Raw genomic sequence first — 15,603 nt, forward strand, 5'->3', positions numbered from 1 at the left:
AAAATAAAAATGCTATCATTCAACACCGCTGTCACACCATTTAATTTTAATGAATAATCAGGTTATTGTGTTACAAGGGGGACTATCCCTCAGTCCATTTAGAATTAATAAAATTAATGATACTTTAAAAGGTTTTGGAAATACTGTTAAAGAAGTTTCCGATGTGTTTTTGATAAATATTGACAAGACAAAGTCAATTGATATCGAGAAGCTGAAAAATTTGTTAGGAGCAAAATCTTTTGAAGAGGTTAAAAATACTTTGTACATTGCTCCGAGAAAAGGAACAATTTCCCCTTGGTCAAGTAAGGCAACTGATATTTTGCACAATTGTGATTTAGACTTTGTTGTGCGTGCAGAACATGTGAAATGCATGGTTTTCGAGAATCCTGTTAGTCTGGAGATAAAACAATACACTGAATTATTTGATCGCATGATGGAATCTACTCATACGAATATACATGAATTAAACTCCCTTTTTCAAGAATTCAAACCAACGCCTCAAAATGATTTAGAAATAATAAACAATCCGAAAAATCTAAACTCTATCGATAGAGAAATGGGTTTGGCATTATCAGAGTCAGAAAAAGAGTATCTGATTAAAAGTTATCAAGAACTTGGAAAAGAGCCAACTGAGGCTGAATTAATGATGTTTGCCCAGGCAAATTCTGAACATTGTCGCCATAAAATTTTTAATGCGGATTGGACAATTGGTGGCGTTGAGCAACCGAAATCATTGTTTAAAATGATTCGGAATACAGAAGCAAATACAGACAAGCCTGCAATTTCTGCATATAAAGACAACTCAGCAGTTTTTGCAGGAGGTGAGTCGATTCGTTGGTTAGTTGATGAGGATAATAAATATTTCCAACAGAACAATACAGCTGATATCCTTATTAAAGTAGAAACTCATAATCATCCGACAGCAATTTCGCCTTATCCAGGTGCGGCAACCGGTTCGGGTGGAGAAATTAGAGATGAAGCTGCTACCGGTCAAGGCAGTCGCCCTAAAGCAGGCCTAACCGGATTTTCAGTTAGTCATCTTCAAATTCCCGAAAATATCAATAAATGGGAAGAAAGTTTAATAGGCAAACCGGATCGAATTGTTTCAGCTTTAGAAATAATGATTGAAGCCCCATTAGGTGCAGCTGCATTTAACAACGAATTTGGTCGCCCGAATATCTGTGGATACTTTCGTAACATGGAGATTAATACAGAAGATTATGGCTGGCGAGGTTATCATAAGCCAATCATGCTGGCAGGCGGATTAGGAACTATAAATCGTGAATTGGCAATTAAACAAGACACTCAAGCCGGTGATTATTTGGCAGTCTTGGGTGGTCCGGCTATGTTAATTGGTTTGGGTGGTGGCGCTGCTTCGTCAATGACGAGTGGAACAAGTTGCGCGGATTTGGATTATGCATCGGTGCAAAGAGGAAATCCGGAAATGGAACGTCGTTGTCAAGAAGTTATTGATAGATGTTGGAGTCAAGGAGGCGAAAACCCAATTCGTTCCATTCATGATGTGGGAGCAGGAGGGTTGTCCAACGCCTTGCCGGAACTTTTGGATGACGCCGGTCTTGGCGGCGTTCTGGAACTGCGTAAATTACAGATTGACACCACATCAATGTCGCCAATGGAAATTTGGTGTAATGAATCTCAGGAACGATATGTGATGTCAATCAAACCAGAAAAACTGTCTGAATTTGAAAAACTGTGCCAGCGTGAAAGATGTCCGGTCGCAATTTTAGGTAAAGCAACCGAAGAAAAACAACTTAAGGTGACTGACGAATACTTTGGGAATAATCCTGTTGAGATTCCGATGGAATTGCTACTTGGAAATACACCTAAAACTGAGAAAAATATTTCAACAGTTCAACCCGAATTAAAAGCACTGGATTTGTCTGGTGTAACAATCGAAAAAGCTGTCTATCAAGTATTAAATTACCCGACGGTTGCCAGTAAAAAATATCTGATAACCATTGGTGATAGAACTGTTTCAGGGTTAGTTCACAGAGATCAAATGGTTGGACCTTGGCAAGTTCCAGTAGCTGATTGCGGTGTAACATTAAGAGATTATTACAGCAATAGCGGCGAAGCAATGGCAGTTGGTGAAAGAACCCCATTAGCACTTATCAATGGTGCAGCATCAGCAAGAATGGCTGTTTGCGAAGCCATAACAAACATCGCATCCAATGATATTGGTGATTTATCGAATATCAAACTATCTGCAAACTGGATGGCAGCATCCGGAAAAGGTCGTGAAGATGAAGTCTTGTTTGAAGCTGTAAAAGCGATCGGTGAAGAACTATGCCCGGAGTTGAAAATTGGGATACCTGTGGGGAAAGATTCGTTATCGATGAATACCCAATGGCAAGATGGTGCAGAAGACAAACAAGTAACAGCTCCGGTTTCATTAATTATTTCAGCATTTGCCAATGTGAATGACATTCGTAAAAGTGTGACTCCGTATTTTAATCGTGAAAAGAAACATCGTTTCTATTACATTGATTTGGCAGGTGGCAACAAACGATTAGGCGGCTCTTGTTTGGCGCAAAGTTACCGGCAATTAGGTAATGATTGTCCGGATTTGCCACAAGTATCAACAATCCAAATATTTTGGCAAACAATGCAGCAGCTAGTCAAAAATGAAATGATTTCTGCTTATCATGATATCTCTGATGGTGGTTTGTTTGTTTCAATATTAGAAATGTGTATTGCCAGTCAATGTGGTATAAAAGCAAATCTCGATTTTAGCCAATACACAGCATTGGAGACGCTTTTTAGTGAAGAACTGGGAGCGGTAATTGCTATTGAAGAAGGTAATGATGAAGGCTTTAGGGATATAATCGAAAGGATGAGTATTTCAGATTCAGTCCATTATTTAGGAAAGCCAAAAACTGAAAAAACAATTGTGTTGAAACAAAATGATCAAGTGGTTTTTAATTCGGAACTGGTTGATTTGGAAAAGCAATGGGCTAAGACCAGTCATTTGATGGCAAGTTTAAGAGATAATCCGGAAACTTGTGAACAGGAATATCAGAACATTGGCAAAGATGATTTTGGATTGTCGCCAAAAGTTGGTTTTGATTTTGATGAAAAAATAATTGCTCCTTACCTCAATGTACAAAAACCTAAAGTTGCGATATTGCGCGAGCAAGGAGTTAATGGCCAAAAAGAAATGGCAATGGCATTTTATAGATCCGGCTTTGAATGTCATGATGTGCATATGCAGGATTTATTAACGGGCAAAACTGACCTGAGCCAATTTCAAGGATTGGCAGCCTGTGGTGGTTTTTCTTATGGAGATGTTTTGGGTGCGGGGCGTGGTTGGGCAAAGACCATTCTCTTTCATGAAAATATAAAACGTCAATTTGCAGAATTTTTTGCAGACAATAATAAATTTACATTGGGTGTGTGTAATGGTTGCCAAATGATTTCATCGCTTTATGAAATTATTCCGGGTAGTGAATACTGGCCAAGATTCATGCGTAATACCAGCGAACAATTTGAGGCCAGGTTTTCGTCATTAAAAATTGAAAACAGCAACTCGGTATTTTTTGAAGGAATGCAGGGAGCAGAAATTCCGGTGGCAATCTCTCACGGAGAAGGCCGGGCTGTATTCAAAAATGATAATGGTGGACTTAACAGCATTATTGCCGCAAAATATATTGATAATAGTGGCGTTGAAACACAAAGCTATCCATTCAATCCCAATGGATCACAACTTGCAACCGCAGCTGTGGTAAATAAACATGGAAATGTTATGGTGATGATGCCTCATCCGGAAAGAGTTTTTCGAGCAGCACAAATGTCGTGGGCTCCAAGCTCATGGCAAGGGAATTCACCCTGGATGAGAATGTTTTATAATGCCAGAAAATTCGTAGGTTAAATTATGACTGAAATTCATGACGCAAAAGCAATAATCAAAAGACTTCTTATCAGCACTGTTCTATATTTGCCGTTATGTTTCTTTATTTGGTTTTATTCAGCAACACTGCTGGTGCTACCGGTTAAGTATTTATTGCAGTTTGTTCTAACCACTTGGCAGCCTGATTTGTTTAATTCTGTGAGTTCAAATTACTACATGCTGAGTATTGAAACACTTATATTCCCTTCACAAACTTTTCCGGGTCAGGGGGCTAAGTTGGCGGTTCTGGATGTTGCGGTTAATCCAATGATTTATGGTTATGGTTTAGCTGTAATTTCCGGTTTAACAGTCTCAATACCTGAACTGGCCCCTGCTAAGAAAATCAAGCAAATTGTGCTTGGTTATATTATCGTAGTCGTTATCCAAACCTTTGGTTGTTTTTGGGAAGCTATGAAACATCTGGTTTTTTATGGAAGCCCTGATTCCAAACAAGCTATTTTAGATACTGGATTATTTCCGGACTTGATAGCATTATTCTATCAGATGTCTTACTTAATATTTCCGGCAGTAATACCAATAGCTGCATGGATTATAATGAACAAGAATTTCATTGGCATTATTACAGGGTTAGATGCAAAAATAAACGGAAACTTAAAAGATGCGAAAGTGTCTGAGAAGAAGTGACTTCAGGCGTATATATGGCAGAACAGCAAACAATAGTAGAAAAAGAAATTGATAAAACGGAAGCAAATCCTTCCTTAAACTTGTCATTTGAGGACAAGTTATGTCAGTACATGATTGAAAAAGGTCGGTTGAAGCAGGAGGATTTAATTCGTGGTGAGCGCTTGCATAAGGAAAATCCTGAGACCTCATTAGTTCCTCTTTTAGTGCGCTTGGGCTTAGCGTCCGAGAGAGATGTGGCTTCATCGCTCAGTGAAGTGATGGAATTAGAAGTCATAAAGGAAAAAGATTATCCTGAAACCACTAATGTCGAAACAGAAATCCCCATTCGTTTCATGCAAAAAAGTTTGTTTGTGCCGATTTCGGAGGATGAAGAAACAATTAAGGTTATCATGGTATATCCCAGTGATGAGTTTACCGTAAAAGCCATTCGGATGGCATCTGGCAAAAAGTTGGATATCAAAATTGGTTTGCCTTCAGAAGTTGAAAATGCCATTGAAAAATATTTTGGTGGCGGAAGATCGGCGATGGGTCAGATTGTTGAAAGTTTAACCGATGAAAGTGCCGGTGATGAAGAAGATGTCGATCACTTAAGAGATTTGGCAAGTGAAGCGCCGGTCATTCGTCTGGTGAACATCATCATGCAAAGAGCTGTTGAATCAAGAGCATCTGACATACATGTTGAGCCCTTTGAAAACAGATTGAAAGTAAGATACAGAATTGACGGAGTTTTGCAAGAAGTTGAGTCTCCGCCGGCACGGTCAACCGCAGCAGTCATTTCAAGAATCAAAATCATGGCAAAGCTAAATATTGCCGAAAGACGCCTGCCACAGGATGGTCGGATTATGCTCAGAGTTCAAGGTAAAGAGCTCGATTTAAGGGTTTCAACAGTCCCCACATCTTATGGTGAAAGTGTGGTTATGAGGATTTTGGACAGGGAAAGCATCGTGTTTGATTTCCACGAATTAGGATTCACCGACAGATTGTTAAAACCTTTTAAAAAATCTTTGGAACTTCCACATGGCATCATGTTGGTAACCGGTCCGACCGGTTCCGGTAAAACCACAACTCTTTATACTGCATTACAGCAATTAAACACAGAAGAACGTAAAATCATCACCGTAGAAGACCCTGTTGAGTATCAACTTACTGGTATCAATCAAATTCAGGTCAAATCATCCATCGGTTTGGATTTTACATCGGCTCTCAGAGCGATTGTTCGCCAAGACCCGGATGTGATTATGATTGGTGAGATGCGTGATTTGGAAACAGCCAAAATCGCCATTCAGTCTGCGTTGACCGGTCACTTGGTGTTGTCAACAATTCACACCAATGATGCCGCCGGTGGAGTAACTCGGATGCTAGATATGGGTGTTGAAGATTATTTATTAACCTCAACAGTCAATGGAATTCTGGCTCAAAGGTTGGTTCGAAAACTCGATCAATCCACCATGAAAAAAGAAATTCTTGCTGATGATGTGGTTAAAAGCATGGGACTGGATAAGTTAATTAAACTGAATAAATATGCTTTTTACAAACCGGTTCCCAGTGCAACAAATCTGTCGGGTTACAGTGGCAGGATGTCAATACTTGAATTTTTGGAAATGTCCGATTCCATTCGTAGAATCATAATGCAGCATGGAACGGCCGGTGACATTCAAAAACAAGCCTGTAAAGATGGTATGACAACCATTTATGAAGACGGCTTGTTGAAGTGTCTTGAAGGAAGAACCAGTTACGAAGAAGTACTGAGAGTGAGTCAGGAAAACTAATGACGCAGTTTATCTACAAGGCTCTAACGCCTGCCGGAGAACAGCTGGAAGGACAAATGGATGCGACCAGCAAAGCAGAAGTCATTGGTAAAATTCAGGCTGCCGGAAATATTCCATTGTTGGCAAAGGAACTGAGTAGTGGGTTTTCTCTGGAAAATCTATTAGCATCTCGAAAAAATGTTTCGCAGAAACAAATTGGTGAATTTACCGATCAATTGGCGACTTTATTGAATTCCGGTATGCCACTGGAAAGATCATTAACAGTGATGATTGATTTGATTGATAATGAACGGTTACGAATCATGGTTGAGCAAATCCGTGATAAGGTTCGTGGTGGCGGAACATTGTCTGATGCTTTGAAAGAGCAACATGTTTTCACTAATATGTATGTCAATATGGTACGTGCCGGTGAAATGGGTGGAACATTGGAAGTGACGATGGAGCGCTTGGCAGATTATATGGCAAGAGCAAAAGCACTGAAAGATAGTGTTATTTCAGCAATGATTTATCCAATCATTCTGTTTGTATTATCAGGAGTATCGCTTTTTGTGCTTTTGGGTAAAGTGGTTCCATCTTTCAAGCCAATGTTTGAAGATGCCGGAGTTGAACTTCCTGCGGTCACACAACTGGTTTTAAGTACAGCAGAATTCATACAAAATTATTGGTGGGTGATTGTATTGCTAATTATAGCGGTGATTGTTGCAATCAAACAAAAGTTAAAAGACCCAGAGTTTAAACTGGTGTGGGACACAAAATTATTGAAGTTGCCATTGTTCGGTGATTTGTTCACACGAATTGATATTGCTCGTTTTTCCAGAACTTTGGGAACACTGGTAGATAGCGGAGTGCCGTTGCTTTCTGGATTGCAAATAGCCAAAAAAGTGATAAATAACTCATTGCTGCACCAAATAATATCGGAAGCCTCTGAGAAAGTGAAGCACGGTGAGCCTTTGGCGGTAGGCTTAGATAAGGAAAAAGAGTTTCCAAGGTTGGCACAACAGTTAATCAGTGTCGGTGAAGAAACCGGTAAATTAAACGAAATGTTGCTTAAAACGGCTGATACTTATGATGTGGAAGTCAGAACTTCAGTTGACAGAATGATATCATTGCTGGTTCCGATTGTGGTTCTAACACTGGCAGCTTTGATATTTTTTATAATTTTTGCCATACTGATGGCAATGTTGAATATGAATGATTTGGTAGGATAAAGGTACAGATATGAATAAAAGAAAACATATAAACATGGGGAAACAAACAGGTTTTAGTTTAATTGAGATTCTTGTTGTGATGGTCATTATGGCAACCATTATGGGAATTGTTGCGAATAATATTGGTAAAAATAAAATTAAAGCAAACATTAAAGCAGCTGAAATCACAATTTCAAAACTGAAAATGGCGGCTGAAAACTTCAATACGGATTTAGGTTATTACCCCAGAACATTGAACGATTTGGCAGAAGATAATGGTGATTCCAACTGGCTTGGCCCTTATGCCAAGAAAAAAGAATTAAAAGATCCTTGGGGCGAAGAGTTTCAATACAGCAATCCGGGTCAAAATGATGAAGAATTTAGTATCAGCTCCTATGGCAATGACAGATCACCGGGTGGTACTAAATTTGATAAAGACATTAACAGCTGGGAAATTTAAGCAGATTCCGAGAGATTTGCCTTTGAGTTAATACCAGATGAAAACAACGTATTCGCAATTCGGTTTTTCTCAAAGAGGTTTCAGTCTGCTTGAAATTCTTTTGGTGATGACGTTCATTGCTGTGATTGCAGGCTTCGTCACAAGCAGTATGACCAAAAGCTTGAAACAAACTAAAATCCGCTCTGTTGGCAAGGATTTGGTTTCTGCAATGCGTTACACACGCGGACAAGCGATTGTCAAGCATGAACAGAAAGTGATTACTTTCAACGTCAGGGAAAAAACTTATCAGGCTCCACGAAAGAAAATTGTTCACATCCCTGAAGACATGGAAATTAATGTTTATACTGCCGATTTGGACGTTCAAGACGAATCCACCGGCTCCATTCGTTTTTTCTCAGACGGGAGTTCTACCGGTGGCTGGGTGAAGCTGACTTACGGTGAAAAGATGTGGAAAATCAGTGTGAATTGGTTAACTGGTGAAATCACCATGCTTGAAGGGACGTAATGAGAATCTCTCAGTCTAAACAGAATGGTTTTACTTTGCTTGAGGTGCTGGTTGCTTTTAGTATTATGGCTCTGACTTTTGCAACAGTAATGCAGATTATCGCCGGCTCGGCTAAAAATACCGTCAGAGCGTCACATGAGACAAAAATCGCCATGTATGCACAAAGTAAAATGGACGAACTCGGGTTGTTTGAGCTCATTGAAGAAGGTGGAAGCAGTGGCGAGTTTGAGGACAATATTCATTGGGATATGGAAATAACCCCTTTTGATGTTCCTTATGAAGGAGATTATAACCAGGATTTTTCTGCAGTTGAGCTCATGCATGTCAGGCTGGTAGTAACTGCAAGTCTTGGGAACAAAGATTTTAAAACTGAATTTGTGACTTTGCGCGCAGTCACTCCGGATTTTAGTAAGGCTAGATAATTATGTCAGTAAAAAACATAATATCGAAAAAAAATCAGTCGGGATTTTCCCTGATGGAAATTATCATTGCCATGACAATGCTGTCACTGATAATGGCGATGATTTACGGTGGTATTCATTCCAGCCGAAAAATGACGGCCAAAGGAATAAAAAGAATTGATGCCACTAATGAGGTTCGGGTGATTCAGGAATTGTTGCGCAGACAAATCTCGCGGATATTGCCAATGGCATTTAAGGAAGAAGATAATAAATTTGTGATATTCGAAGGAGATGCTGACCATATCATGTTTGTATCGCCTATGCCGGGTTATTTGGGAAATGGCGGTCCGCATGTGCAATTAATAGAGATTGTTAATTCAAATAGTGGTAAAATCCTGCAGTTTTCACATTGGCTGATGAATGATTCGTTGGATATTGATGAGTTGGAAAATTCAGATCAGGAGCCGATTATTCTTCTGGAGAACATAGATGATGCACAGTTTAGTTTTGTAAAACTAACTGAAGAAGGTGAATTGGGGGACTGGGAGACCAGTTGGGAAGAGCCTGAGAATACTCCATTGATGGTGCGTTTGGATATTGATATGAATCCTGAAGCCATTATGCCGTTTCCGCCAATGCAAGTCGCATTGATGCTGGATGCAACTTCTACCAATCGTCGGGTGAGCAATCATTTACTTTTGGGGAATCGTAATCCCGATAGTGAGATTCGTTAAATGGGAAGGATTGCATCAGTCAGAAAACAAAAAGGAATAGCATTGATTCTGGTGTTATGGGTAACCGTTCTGTTGACGGTGATTGCGTCCAGTTTTGCATTGTCTGCACGAACTGAAGCGACTCAGGCGAGAATGGTTTTTGACACCACTAAAGCCAGATATTTGGCCGAGGCAGGGATGCATCGTGCTGTTTACGAATTGCGAAATCCAGATCCTGAGGCTCGCTGGATTGCTGATGGAAGAAAGTATGAGATGGAATTGGAAGAAACAAAAATTGAAATTTATATCACTGATGAAACAGGAAAAATTGATATAAATTTGGCAAGTGCTGAACTTTTGGTCGGACTTTTTGCCTCATTGGGCATGAGCGAGGATGAAGCGATGTCTTATGCCGAAAAAGTGATTGACTGGCGTGACAATGATGACATTAAAGGTCTGGATGGAGCTGAAGATGATGACTATGAAGCAGAAGGTTATCCCTACGGAGCGAAAGATGCCTTGTTTGATACGGTTCCTGAACTTCAGCAAGTCATGGGAATCAATTATGATATGTATCGCCAGTTAGAACCGGCAATAACTGTCTATTCAGGAAACAGAGATATCAACATTACCTATGCACCTGAACAAGCATTGATGGCAATGCCGGGAATAGAGAGAGAAGATGCCAGAGCCTTTATTGAAGAAAGAAGCCAAACCGAAGGTTTGGATAGAGAGCTGCCGATGCTAGGAGATGAGCAAAGCGGAGCAACACGTGGTGGCGGAGTGGCTTTCAGTATTAAAACAAAAGCGACACTCAGCAATGGTCATTGGGCAGAAATGGATGCTACAATCAGGTTGGGCGGTACTGTCAACGGCAGGCCGTTTAGAGTGTTAAGGTGGCGCGATAATGAGCATCTGTAAGATGTTTGAATTTATTAAATATGAATACAATTGATAAGTTACAATATGATTTAAGCCAATGGTATGAATCCTCATCCATAGGTCGTTTTATTCGCTGGTGGACCGGTGAATTAAAGTCATTTGTTCCAAAAAACTATCAGGACAAAATTTTTCATCAGGCGGTTAAAGTTTATTTGATTCCAAAAGACGAACTTATAGAGGTTTGGTTGGACAAAGGAGATGGTGTTGAGAAATATGTAACTGAAGAAGAATTGCAAAATCTGGATGAAGAACAGTGGTGGCATCAGGTTCAATACATTTCAACTCAAGCCGATGGCAAGGATGTAGAGATTTATTTTTTGTTATCTGGCGATGAGGTTTTAGTTCGAAAAGCGACTTGGCCTCAGGCGGCCAAAGATAATTTGGATGATGTGATTCAATACGAACTGGATAAGTTTGTGCCTTTCAAAGCGGATCAAGTTTATATCAGTCATAAAATTGACAAGCAAAACTCTGATGAAACAAAGGTTTTTGTTGATTTAGCTGTTGCACCCAAGGAAAGAATTTCCAAAATCATGGAGCTTTGTGAGGACAAATCAATTTCTCTGAATGGCGTGGACGTGAATATTTCCAATCCACAGGGCGTGCCTGCCAGTTTAGGAATCAATTTATTACCTTTAGAAAACAGGAAAACCAGAAATCTGTTCAATTTAAAATTGAATATAGGGTTGATGGTAATCCTTGTGGCATTAATTTATTTCATTATGCAGACTTCAATTGCAAATAAGCAAAAGAAAATAGATACGCTTACAGAGGTAAACTCTAAACTTCAACAAAACGCTAGGATTTCAAAACAATTGCGTAAAGAGTTGAAAGATACGATTGTTTCCAGTCGTTTTCTGCAAAATAAAAAGAAAGAAACGCCTCAGTTAATGACGGTTTTATCTGAAGTGACGAGTGTATTTCCGGAACATACCTATATCACCAGATTCAAAATCAGCGGTGATAGTTTGGAAATTGTAGGACAATCAAATAATGCAAACAGCTTGATTGCCAAATTAGATGCTTCACCAAATATTTTTGTACCTCAATTGGTTTCAACGACACCTGATCCCAGAACCGGCAAAGAAAAATTTACTATTAAAGCTGAATTGAAAGAACCACCAGCGGAGGAAGAGAATGGCAATTGATTCTGCTAAACTTAATTTCCGTTCTGATATGGGAAAATGGTATGCAATCATGGTTCTTGTTTTGATTGCGATGGTGATTTATTATCTGTTTTTCCAAGGATTTGCGAATGATCATTCTTTAATGAACGAAGAGATATCCGGCTTGGAAGAAGAAAGAAAAGAATATACAGAATTGAGCAGTCAAATCCCCGAGTTACAGATTCGTATAGCGCAAGTTCGAGAAACAATGGGTGACAACACCAATTTTCTAAACGCTGATACCTATAATTTAGGAACAGCCGAACTAACAACGCTGTTTAAAGGAATAGTTGCACAAAATACGGAGTCTTCGACAGATTGTCAACCGATTAGTAATACACCAAGTAGGGATAATAATCCTGATGGTTTCGAGAAAATCATTTTAAAAGTGAGGATGCGTTGTCACTTTGATAAGATGGCAAAAGTTTTGTTTGATATAGAAAATAATTCTCCACATCTTTTCGTGGATGATCTTCAAATGGAACAACGAATAATTAGCAATTCACGCCGCAATGTTGCGCCGGTTAAACCAATGCTGGAAGTGCGCTTTGATTTGTATGCTTATATGAACAATCCCGTGAGACAGGCGGAAAAATGAAGAATAACTTATTTGGACAAGTTCTTATCATTGCATTAGCAATCTTTTTGGTAATAGCCAGTATCCAAATGCTTGGTTGGGGCAACTCTATTGAAGAAATACAAATAGACGAAGAAAACTTACCTGAATTACCGGTTGTTCCAAAGGTGGCAGATGTTGAGGGTTCCGATGTAAAAACGGACGGAATGGATTTATTAAACAAGGTTAATGATAATCCTTTGTTTAGTGAAGATAGAAAACCGTTTGTTGAACCCATCAAAACTACTGAAGAATTACCTGAATTGGTTATCAGTGAACTTAAAGCTCAATTAACCGGTGTTGTAATCACACCGGAACAAAGTTATGCAATGATATTGGATACAGTAACCAATGAGCGCTCTACCTATCAAGTAGGTATGCCTTTGGAGGGTGAGCAAGGAGGTTGGACATTGGAGTCTATCGAAAGTAGAAAGGTCACTTTAGTCTCAGATGATGATAAAACTGAAGAGTTGGAGTTGGAAGTTTTTAGTGGTGATTTGGGCAACGGAAAAGGCAAGGGAAAAAACAAAGGCAAAAACAAGAAGAATGAAGCTGAAGCAGTGACAGCTTCCGATGATGCGAAGCAAGAAACATCAGATGACAAGCGTAACAGAGCTGAAGAAATACGCAGAAAAATTGCTGAACGAAGAGCTCAAATGAGAGCGAATGCGGCTAAAGATAAGTAAGAATAAAAATCAGGAGATAGTGAGTGATTAAAAAATTAATCATAGTATTTTCAATAATCGGATTGATGTCATGTGCATCGAATCGCGTTGATTTGCCCAAAGAAATTGATGGGAATAACTATTTGGAAGGCTTGGAATCCAATAAATACTCCGGAGCGGTTTTCAATGTCAATGAACAAGATGAAGCGGACGCGAAAAAGGAGAAACATGAGTTTTATCCGGGAAGCGGCGAGTTTATCAACATGGATGCGGCGAAGTATAAAGAAAAAGTCATCACAGCTAAAGGCGACATTACTTTCAATTTTGAAGGCGATCCGTTGCCGATGGTTGTCAATTTAATTTTGGGGCAAATCCTCAAAGAAAATTATGTGATTGCTCCGGGAGTTTCAGGTTCTGTAACATTTGCAACAGTCAAGCCAATCAATAAAGATCAGGTTATGCCAATTCTGGAAATGTTATTGAGTTGGAATAATGCATCTATCATTTTTATTGAAGATAGATATCATGTGATGGCAAAGTCTGATGCGATTAAAGGCAATTTGATTCCTAGTTATGGTGAAATTGAACAGCGTAAAGGATATACCGTGATGGTTGTGCCTTTGGATTATATCGCTCCATCGGAAATGGAAAAAATACTAGCGCCTTATGCCAAAGAAGGAGCGGTGGTTAAAGCAGATAATGCCAGAAATTTACTATTTTTGTCCGGAACCAAAAGAGAGTTATCCATGTATATGGATACAATAAAGATATTCGATGTCGATTGGTTGGAAGGAATGTCAACAGGAATATTCACTTTGGAACGTGTTGAGGCTGGAACGATAGTGGGCGAGCTTGAAGCGCTGTTTGGTGAGGGAGCAGATAACCCTTTAGCAGGAATGTTTCGCTTTATGCCAATAGAACGACTCAATGCAATCATGGTAATAACCCCTCAGAAGAAGTATTTACACAAGGCAAAAGAGTGGATTCTAAGATTAGATAGAGCCGATGCCGAAGCGTCCAGTAATCTCTATGTTTATAATGTCAAAAACATCAAAGCTACTGACTTGGCCGGTTATTTGAATGATGTATTTGGTGGAAGCGGAGGTTCAAGTAGCAGTTCTAAAGCGAGTAGCTCAGGAAATGTCGCGCCCGGTTTAAATGGCAAGGAGATTGGTTCAAATACAAATAACTCCAAAGAAATTACAAAAACCAGAAACTCTTCCGGAGGCAATAAAGACGGAATTAACTTCACAGCCATCGAAGAAAACAATCAGATATTAATTAGTGCAAATGCACAGGATTATGAGTCTATAATGTCTGCAATATCAAGATTAGACATTGAGCCGTTGCAGGTATTTATTGAAGCGAAAATTATTGAAGTTACATTGTCTGACAATTTTCAATTTGGTGTGGATTGGTTGTTTGGGTCAGCCGCTAGTAGTAGCTCATCTAATACAAATATAAAGGGTCTTGGAGGTATTAGGGAAACAGAATCCTCTTCGTTGGGGAGAAATGGTTTAAGTTATGTGCTCACGGGTATTGATGTAAATGCAACAATAACATCTTTGCAAAAGAATGGTGTGGCTACAGTATTGTCTACACCATCAATGTTGGTTTTGAATAATAAGCAGGCAAGCATAAATGTAGGACAACAAATCCCCATCCCAACTAATAGTTATAGTAATACGAATACTGGCGTGACAGGTGGAGTTTTTCGTACTGTATCTTACAAGCAAACTGGTACAGATTTACAGATAACACCCCGGATTAATCCGGGTGGATTGGTGTATATAGAACTTTCTCAAGAAGTTAGTGTTCCTGGCACTCCTAATGCTGAAACAAATGATGTTCCAATTGATAACAGAACTTTATCAACCGAAATTGCGGTGCAAAGCGGTGAAACAGTTGTTATGGGAGGTCTGATTAAACATGTTGATAGACGAGCAACAGCTGGAGTTCCTGTTTTGAAAAAAATTCCATTGCTTGGAAAGCTTTTTCAAAATGAGACAAAAGATATAGAAAGAACAGAGCTTCTGGTTTTAATCACCCCAACAGTTGTAGAAAACCCGGAACAAGCGAAACAATTAACAAAAGAATACGCAAACCAATTTAAAGGTTTGAAACCATTAAATGTGAAAGAAACACAGGAATAAGAGAGAAATGAAAAACATAAAACTATTATTGATATCAACAATATTATTACTTTCCGCTTGTACAGATAAGGAAAAAGGTAAACTTGACAATAGAGTTAAAGACTACTGGACAGCAAAAATCAATAAGGACTTCAAGACTGCCTATCAATTTCTGAGTCCGGGTTGGAGGAAAAACGAAACAGAAACAGCTTATATAAAGCGTATGGGCTTTAGTAAGGTAAAATGGCTTGAGGCGAATAATATAAAAAAAAATTGCTCAAAGGAAAGTGTGTGTAAGGTTTATTTGGATATCAAGTATGAATATACTTTCAAGGGAGTAGGAGGAGAGAAAATTGAAATGGAGTCAACACAAGAGGAAAATTGGATTATGAAGGAAAATGTCTGGTACAATGTTCCAACCAAACAAAAAATGAGTAAAAGGTGATTTTATTCTTGTGCTTTAATTTGAAATAAAGTAACATTTGGACAAGCTAT

Annotated in this window: 14 protein-coding genes; all 14 read left to right on the plus strand. The window is 39.1% G+C overall.

Annotated elements, in window-relative coordinates:
* Nucleotides 1–49: 49 nt before the first annotated feature.
* Nucleotides 50–3,889 carry a phosphoribosylformylglycinamidine synthase gene (purL, locus tag R3F25_07775; protein ID MEZ5496714.1) on the plus strand — a complete coding sequence of 1,280 codons (3,840 nt, stop codon included), beginning with the start codon at nucleotides 50–52 and terminating at the stop codon, nucleotides 3,887–3,889.
* A gap of 3 nt (nucleotides 3,890–3,892) precedes the next feature.
* Nucleotides 3,893–4,552, plus strand: coding sequence for an exosortase H-associated membrane protein (locus tag R3F25_07780; protein ID MEZ5496715.1), 660 nt, complete (start codon nucleotides 3,893–3,895; stop codon nucleotides 4,550–4,552).
* A gap of 110 nt (nucleotides 4,553–4,662) precedes the next feature.
* On the plus strand, nucleotides 4,663–6,321 hold the full coding sequence (gspE, locus tag R3F25_07785) for a type II secretion system ATPase GspE (protein ID MEZ5496716.1): 1,659 nt from the start codon (nucleotides 4,663–4,665) through the stop codon (nucleotides 6,319–6,321).
* Complete coding sequence (locus R3F25_07790) at nucleotides 6,321–7,529, plus strand: type II secretion system F family protein (protein ID MEZ5496717.1); 1,209 nt, start codon at nucleotides 6,321–6,323, stop codon at nucleotides 7,527–7,529. Before gspE ends, R3F25_07790 begins: the two co-directional genes overlap by 1 nt.
* 10 nt (nucleotides 7,530–7,539) lie before the next feature.
* Complete coding sequence (gene gspG, locus R3F25_07795; protein MEZ5496718.1) at nucleotides 7,540–7,968, plus strand: type II secretion system major pseudopilin GspG; 429 nt, start codon at nucleotides 7,540–7,542, stop codon at nucleotides 7,966–7,968.
* A 37-nt stretch (nucleotides 7,969–8,005) separates the two neighbouring features.
* The gene (locus tag R3F25_07800; GenBank protein MEZ5496719.1) at nucleotides 8,006–8,473 is read left to right on the plus strand and encodes a prepilin-type N-terminal cleavage/methylation domain-containing protein; all 468 of its coding nucleotides are present in this window, start codon (nucleotides 8,006–8,008) and stop codon (nucleotides 8,471–8,473) included.
* Nucleotides 8,473–8,895, plus strand: coding sequence for a prepilin-type N-terminal cleavage/methylation domain-containing protein (locus R3F25_07805; GenBank protein MEZ5496720.1), 423 nt, complete (start codon nucleotides 8,473–8,475; stop codon nucleotides 8,893–8,895). The genes R3F25_07800 and R3F25_07805 overlap by 1 nt, the downstream gene beginning before the upstream one ends.
* Nucleotides 8,896–8,897: 2 nt before the next feature.
* Complete coding sequence (locus R3F25_07810; protein MEZ5496721.1) at nucleotides 8,898–9,608, plus strand: prepilin-type N-terminal cleavage/methylation domain-containing protein; 711 nt, start codon at nucleotides 8,898–8,900, stop codon at nucleotides 9,606–9,608.
* Nucleotides 9,609–10,508 (plus strand): type II secretion system protein GspK, encoded by a 900-nt coding sequence (locus R3F25_07815; protein ID MEZ5496722.1) that lies wholly within the window; start codon nucleotides 9,609–9,611, stop codon nucleotides 10,506–10,508.
* 20 nt (nucleotides 10,509–10,528) lie between these two features.
* Nucleotides 10,529–11,677: a PilN domain-containing protein gene (locus R3F25_07820; protein MEZ5496723.1), complete on the plus strand. Its 1,149-nt coding sequence runs from the start codon at nucleotides 10,529–10,531 to the stop codon at nucleotides 11,675–11,677.
* Nucleotides 11,667–12,293: a type II secretion system protein GspM gene (gspM, locus tag R3F25_07825; GenBank protein MEZ5496724.1), complete on the plus strand. Its 627-nt coding sequence runs from the start codon at nucleotides 11,667–11,669 to the stop codon at nucleotides 12,291–12,293. The genes R3F25_07820 and gspM overlap by 11 nt, the downstream gene beginning before the upstream one ends.
* Nucleotides 12,290–12,997 carry a hypothetical protein gene (locus R3F25_07830; GenBank protein MEZ5496725.1) on the plus strand — a complete coding sequence of 236 codons (708 nt, stop codon included), beginning with the start codon at nucleotides 12,290–12,292 and terminating at the stop codon, nucleotides 12,995–12,997. The genes gspM and R3F25_07830 overlap by 4 nt, the downstream gene beginning before the upstream one ends.
* A gap of 23 nt (nucleotides 12,998–13,020) precedes the next feature.
* Nucleotides 13,021–15,129: a type II secretion system secretin GspD gene (gene gspD / locus R3F25_07835; GenBank protein ID MEZ5496726.1), complete on the plus strand. Its 2,109-nt coding sequence runs from the start codon at nucleotides 13,021–13,023 to the stop codon at nucleotides 15,127–15,129.
* Nucleotides 15,130–15,136: 7 nt separating this feature from the next.
* On the plus strand, nucleotides 15,137–15,553 hold the full coding sequence (locus R3F25_07840) for a hypothetical protein (GenBank protein ID MEZ5496727.1): 417 nt from the start codon (nucleotides 15,137–15,139) through the stop codon (nucleotides 15,551–15,553).
* Nucleotides 15,554–15,603 lie beyond the last annotated feature (50 nt).

It is taken from the genome of Gammaproteobacteria bacterium (assembly GCA_041395445.1).
Taxonomy (GTDB): domain Bacteria; phylum Pseudomonadota; class Gammaproteobacteria; order Xanthomonadales; family Marinicellaceae; genus NORP309.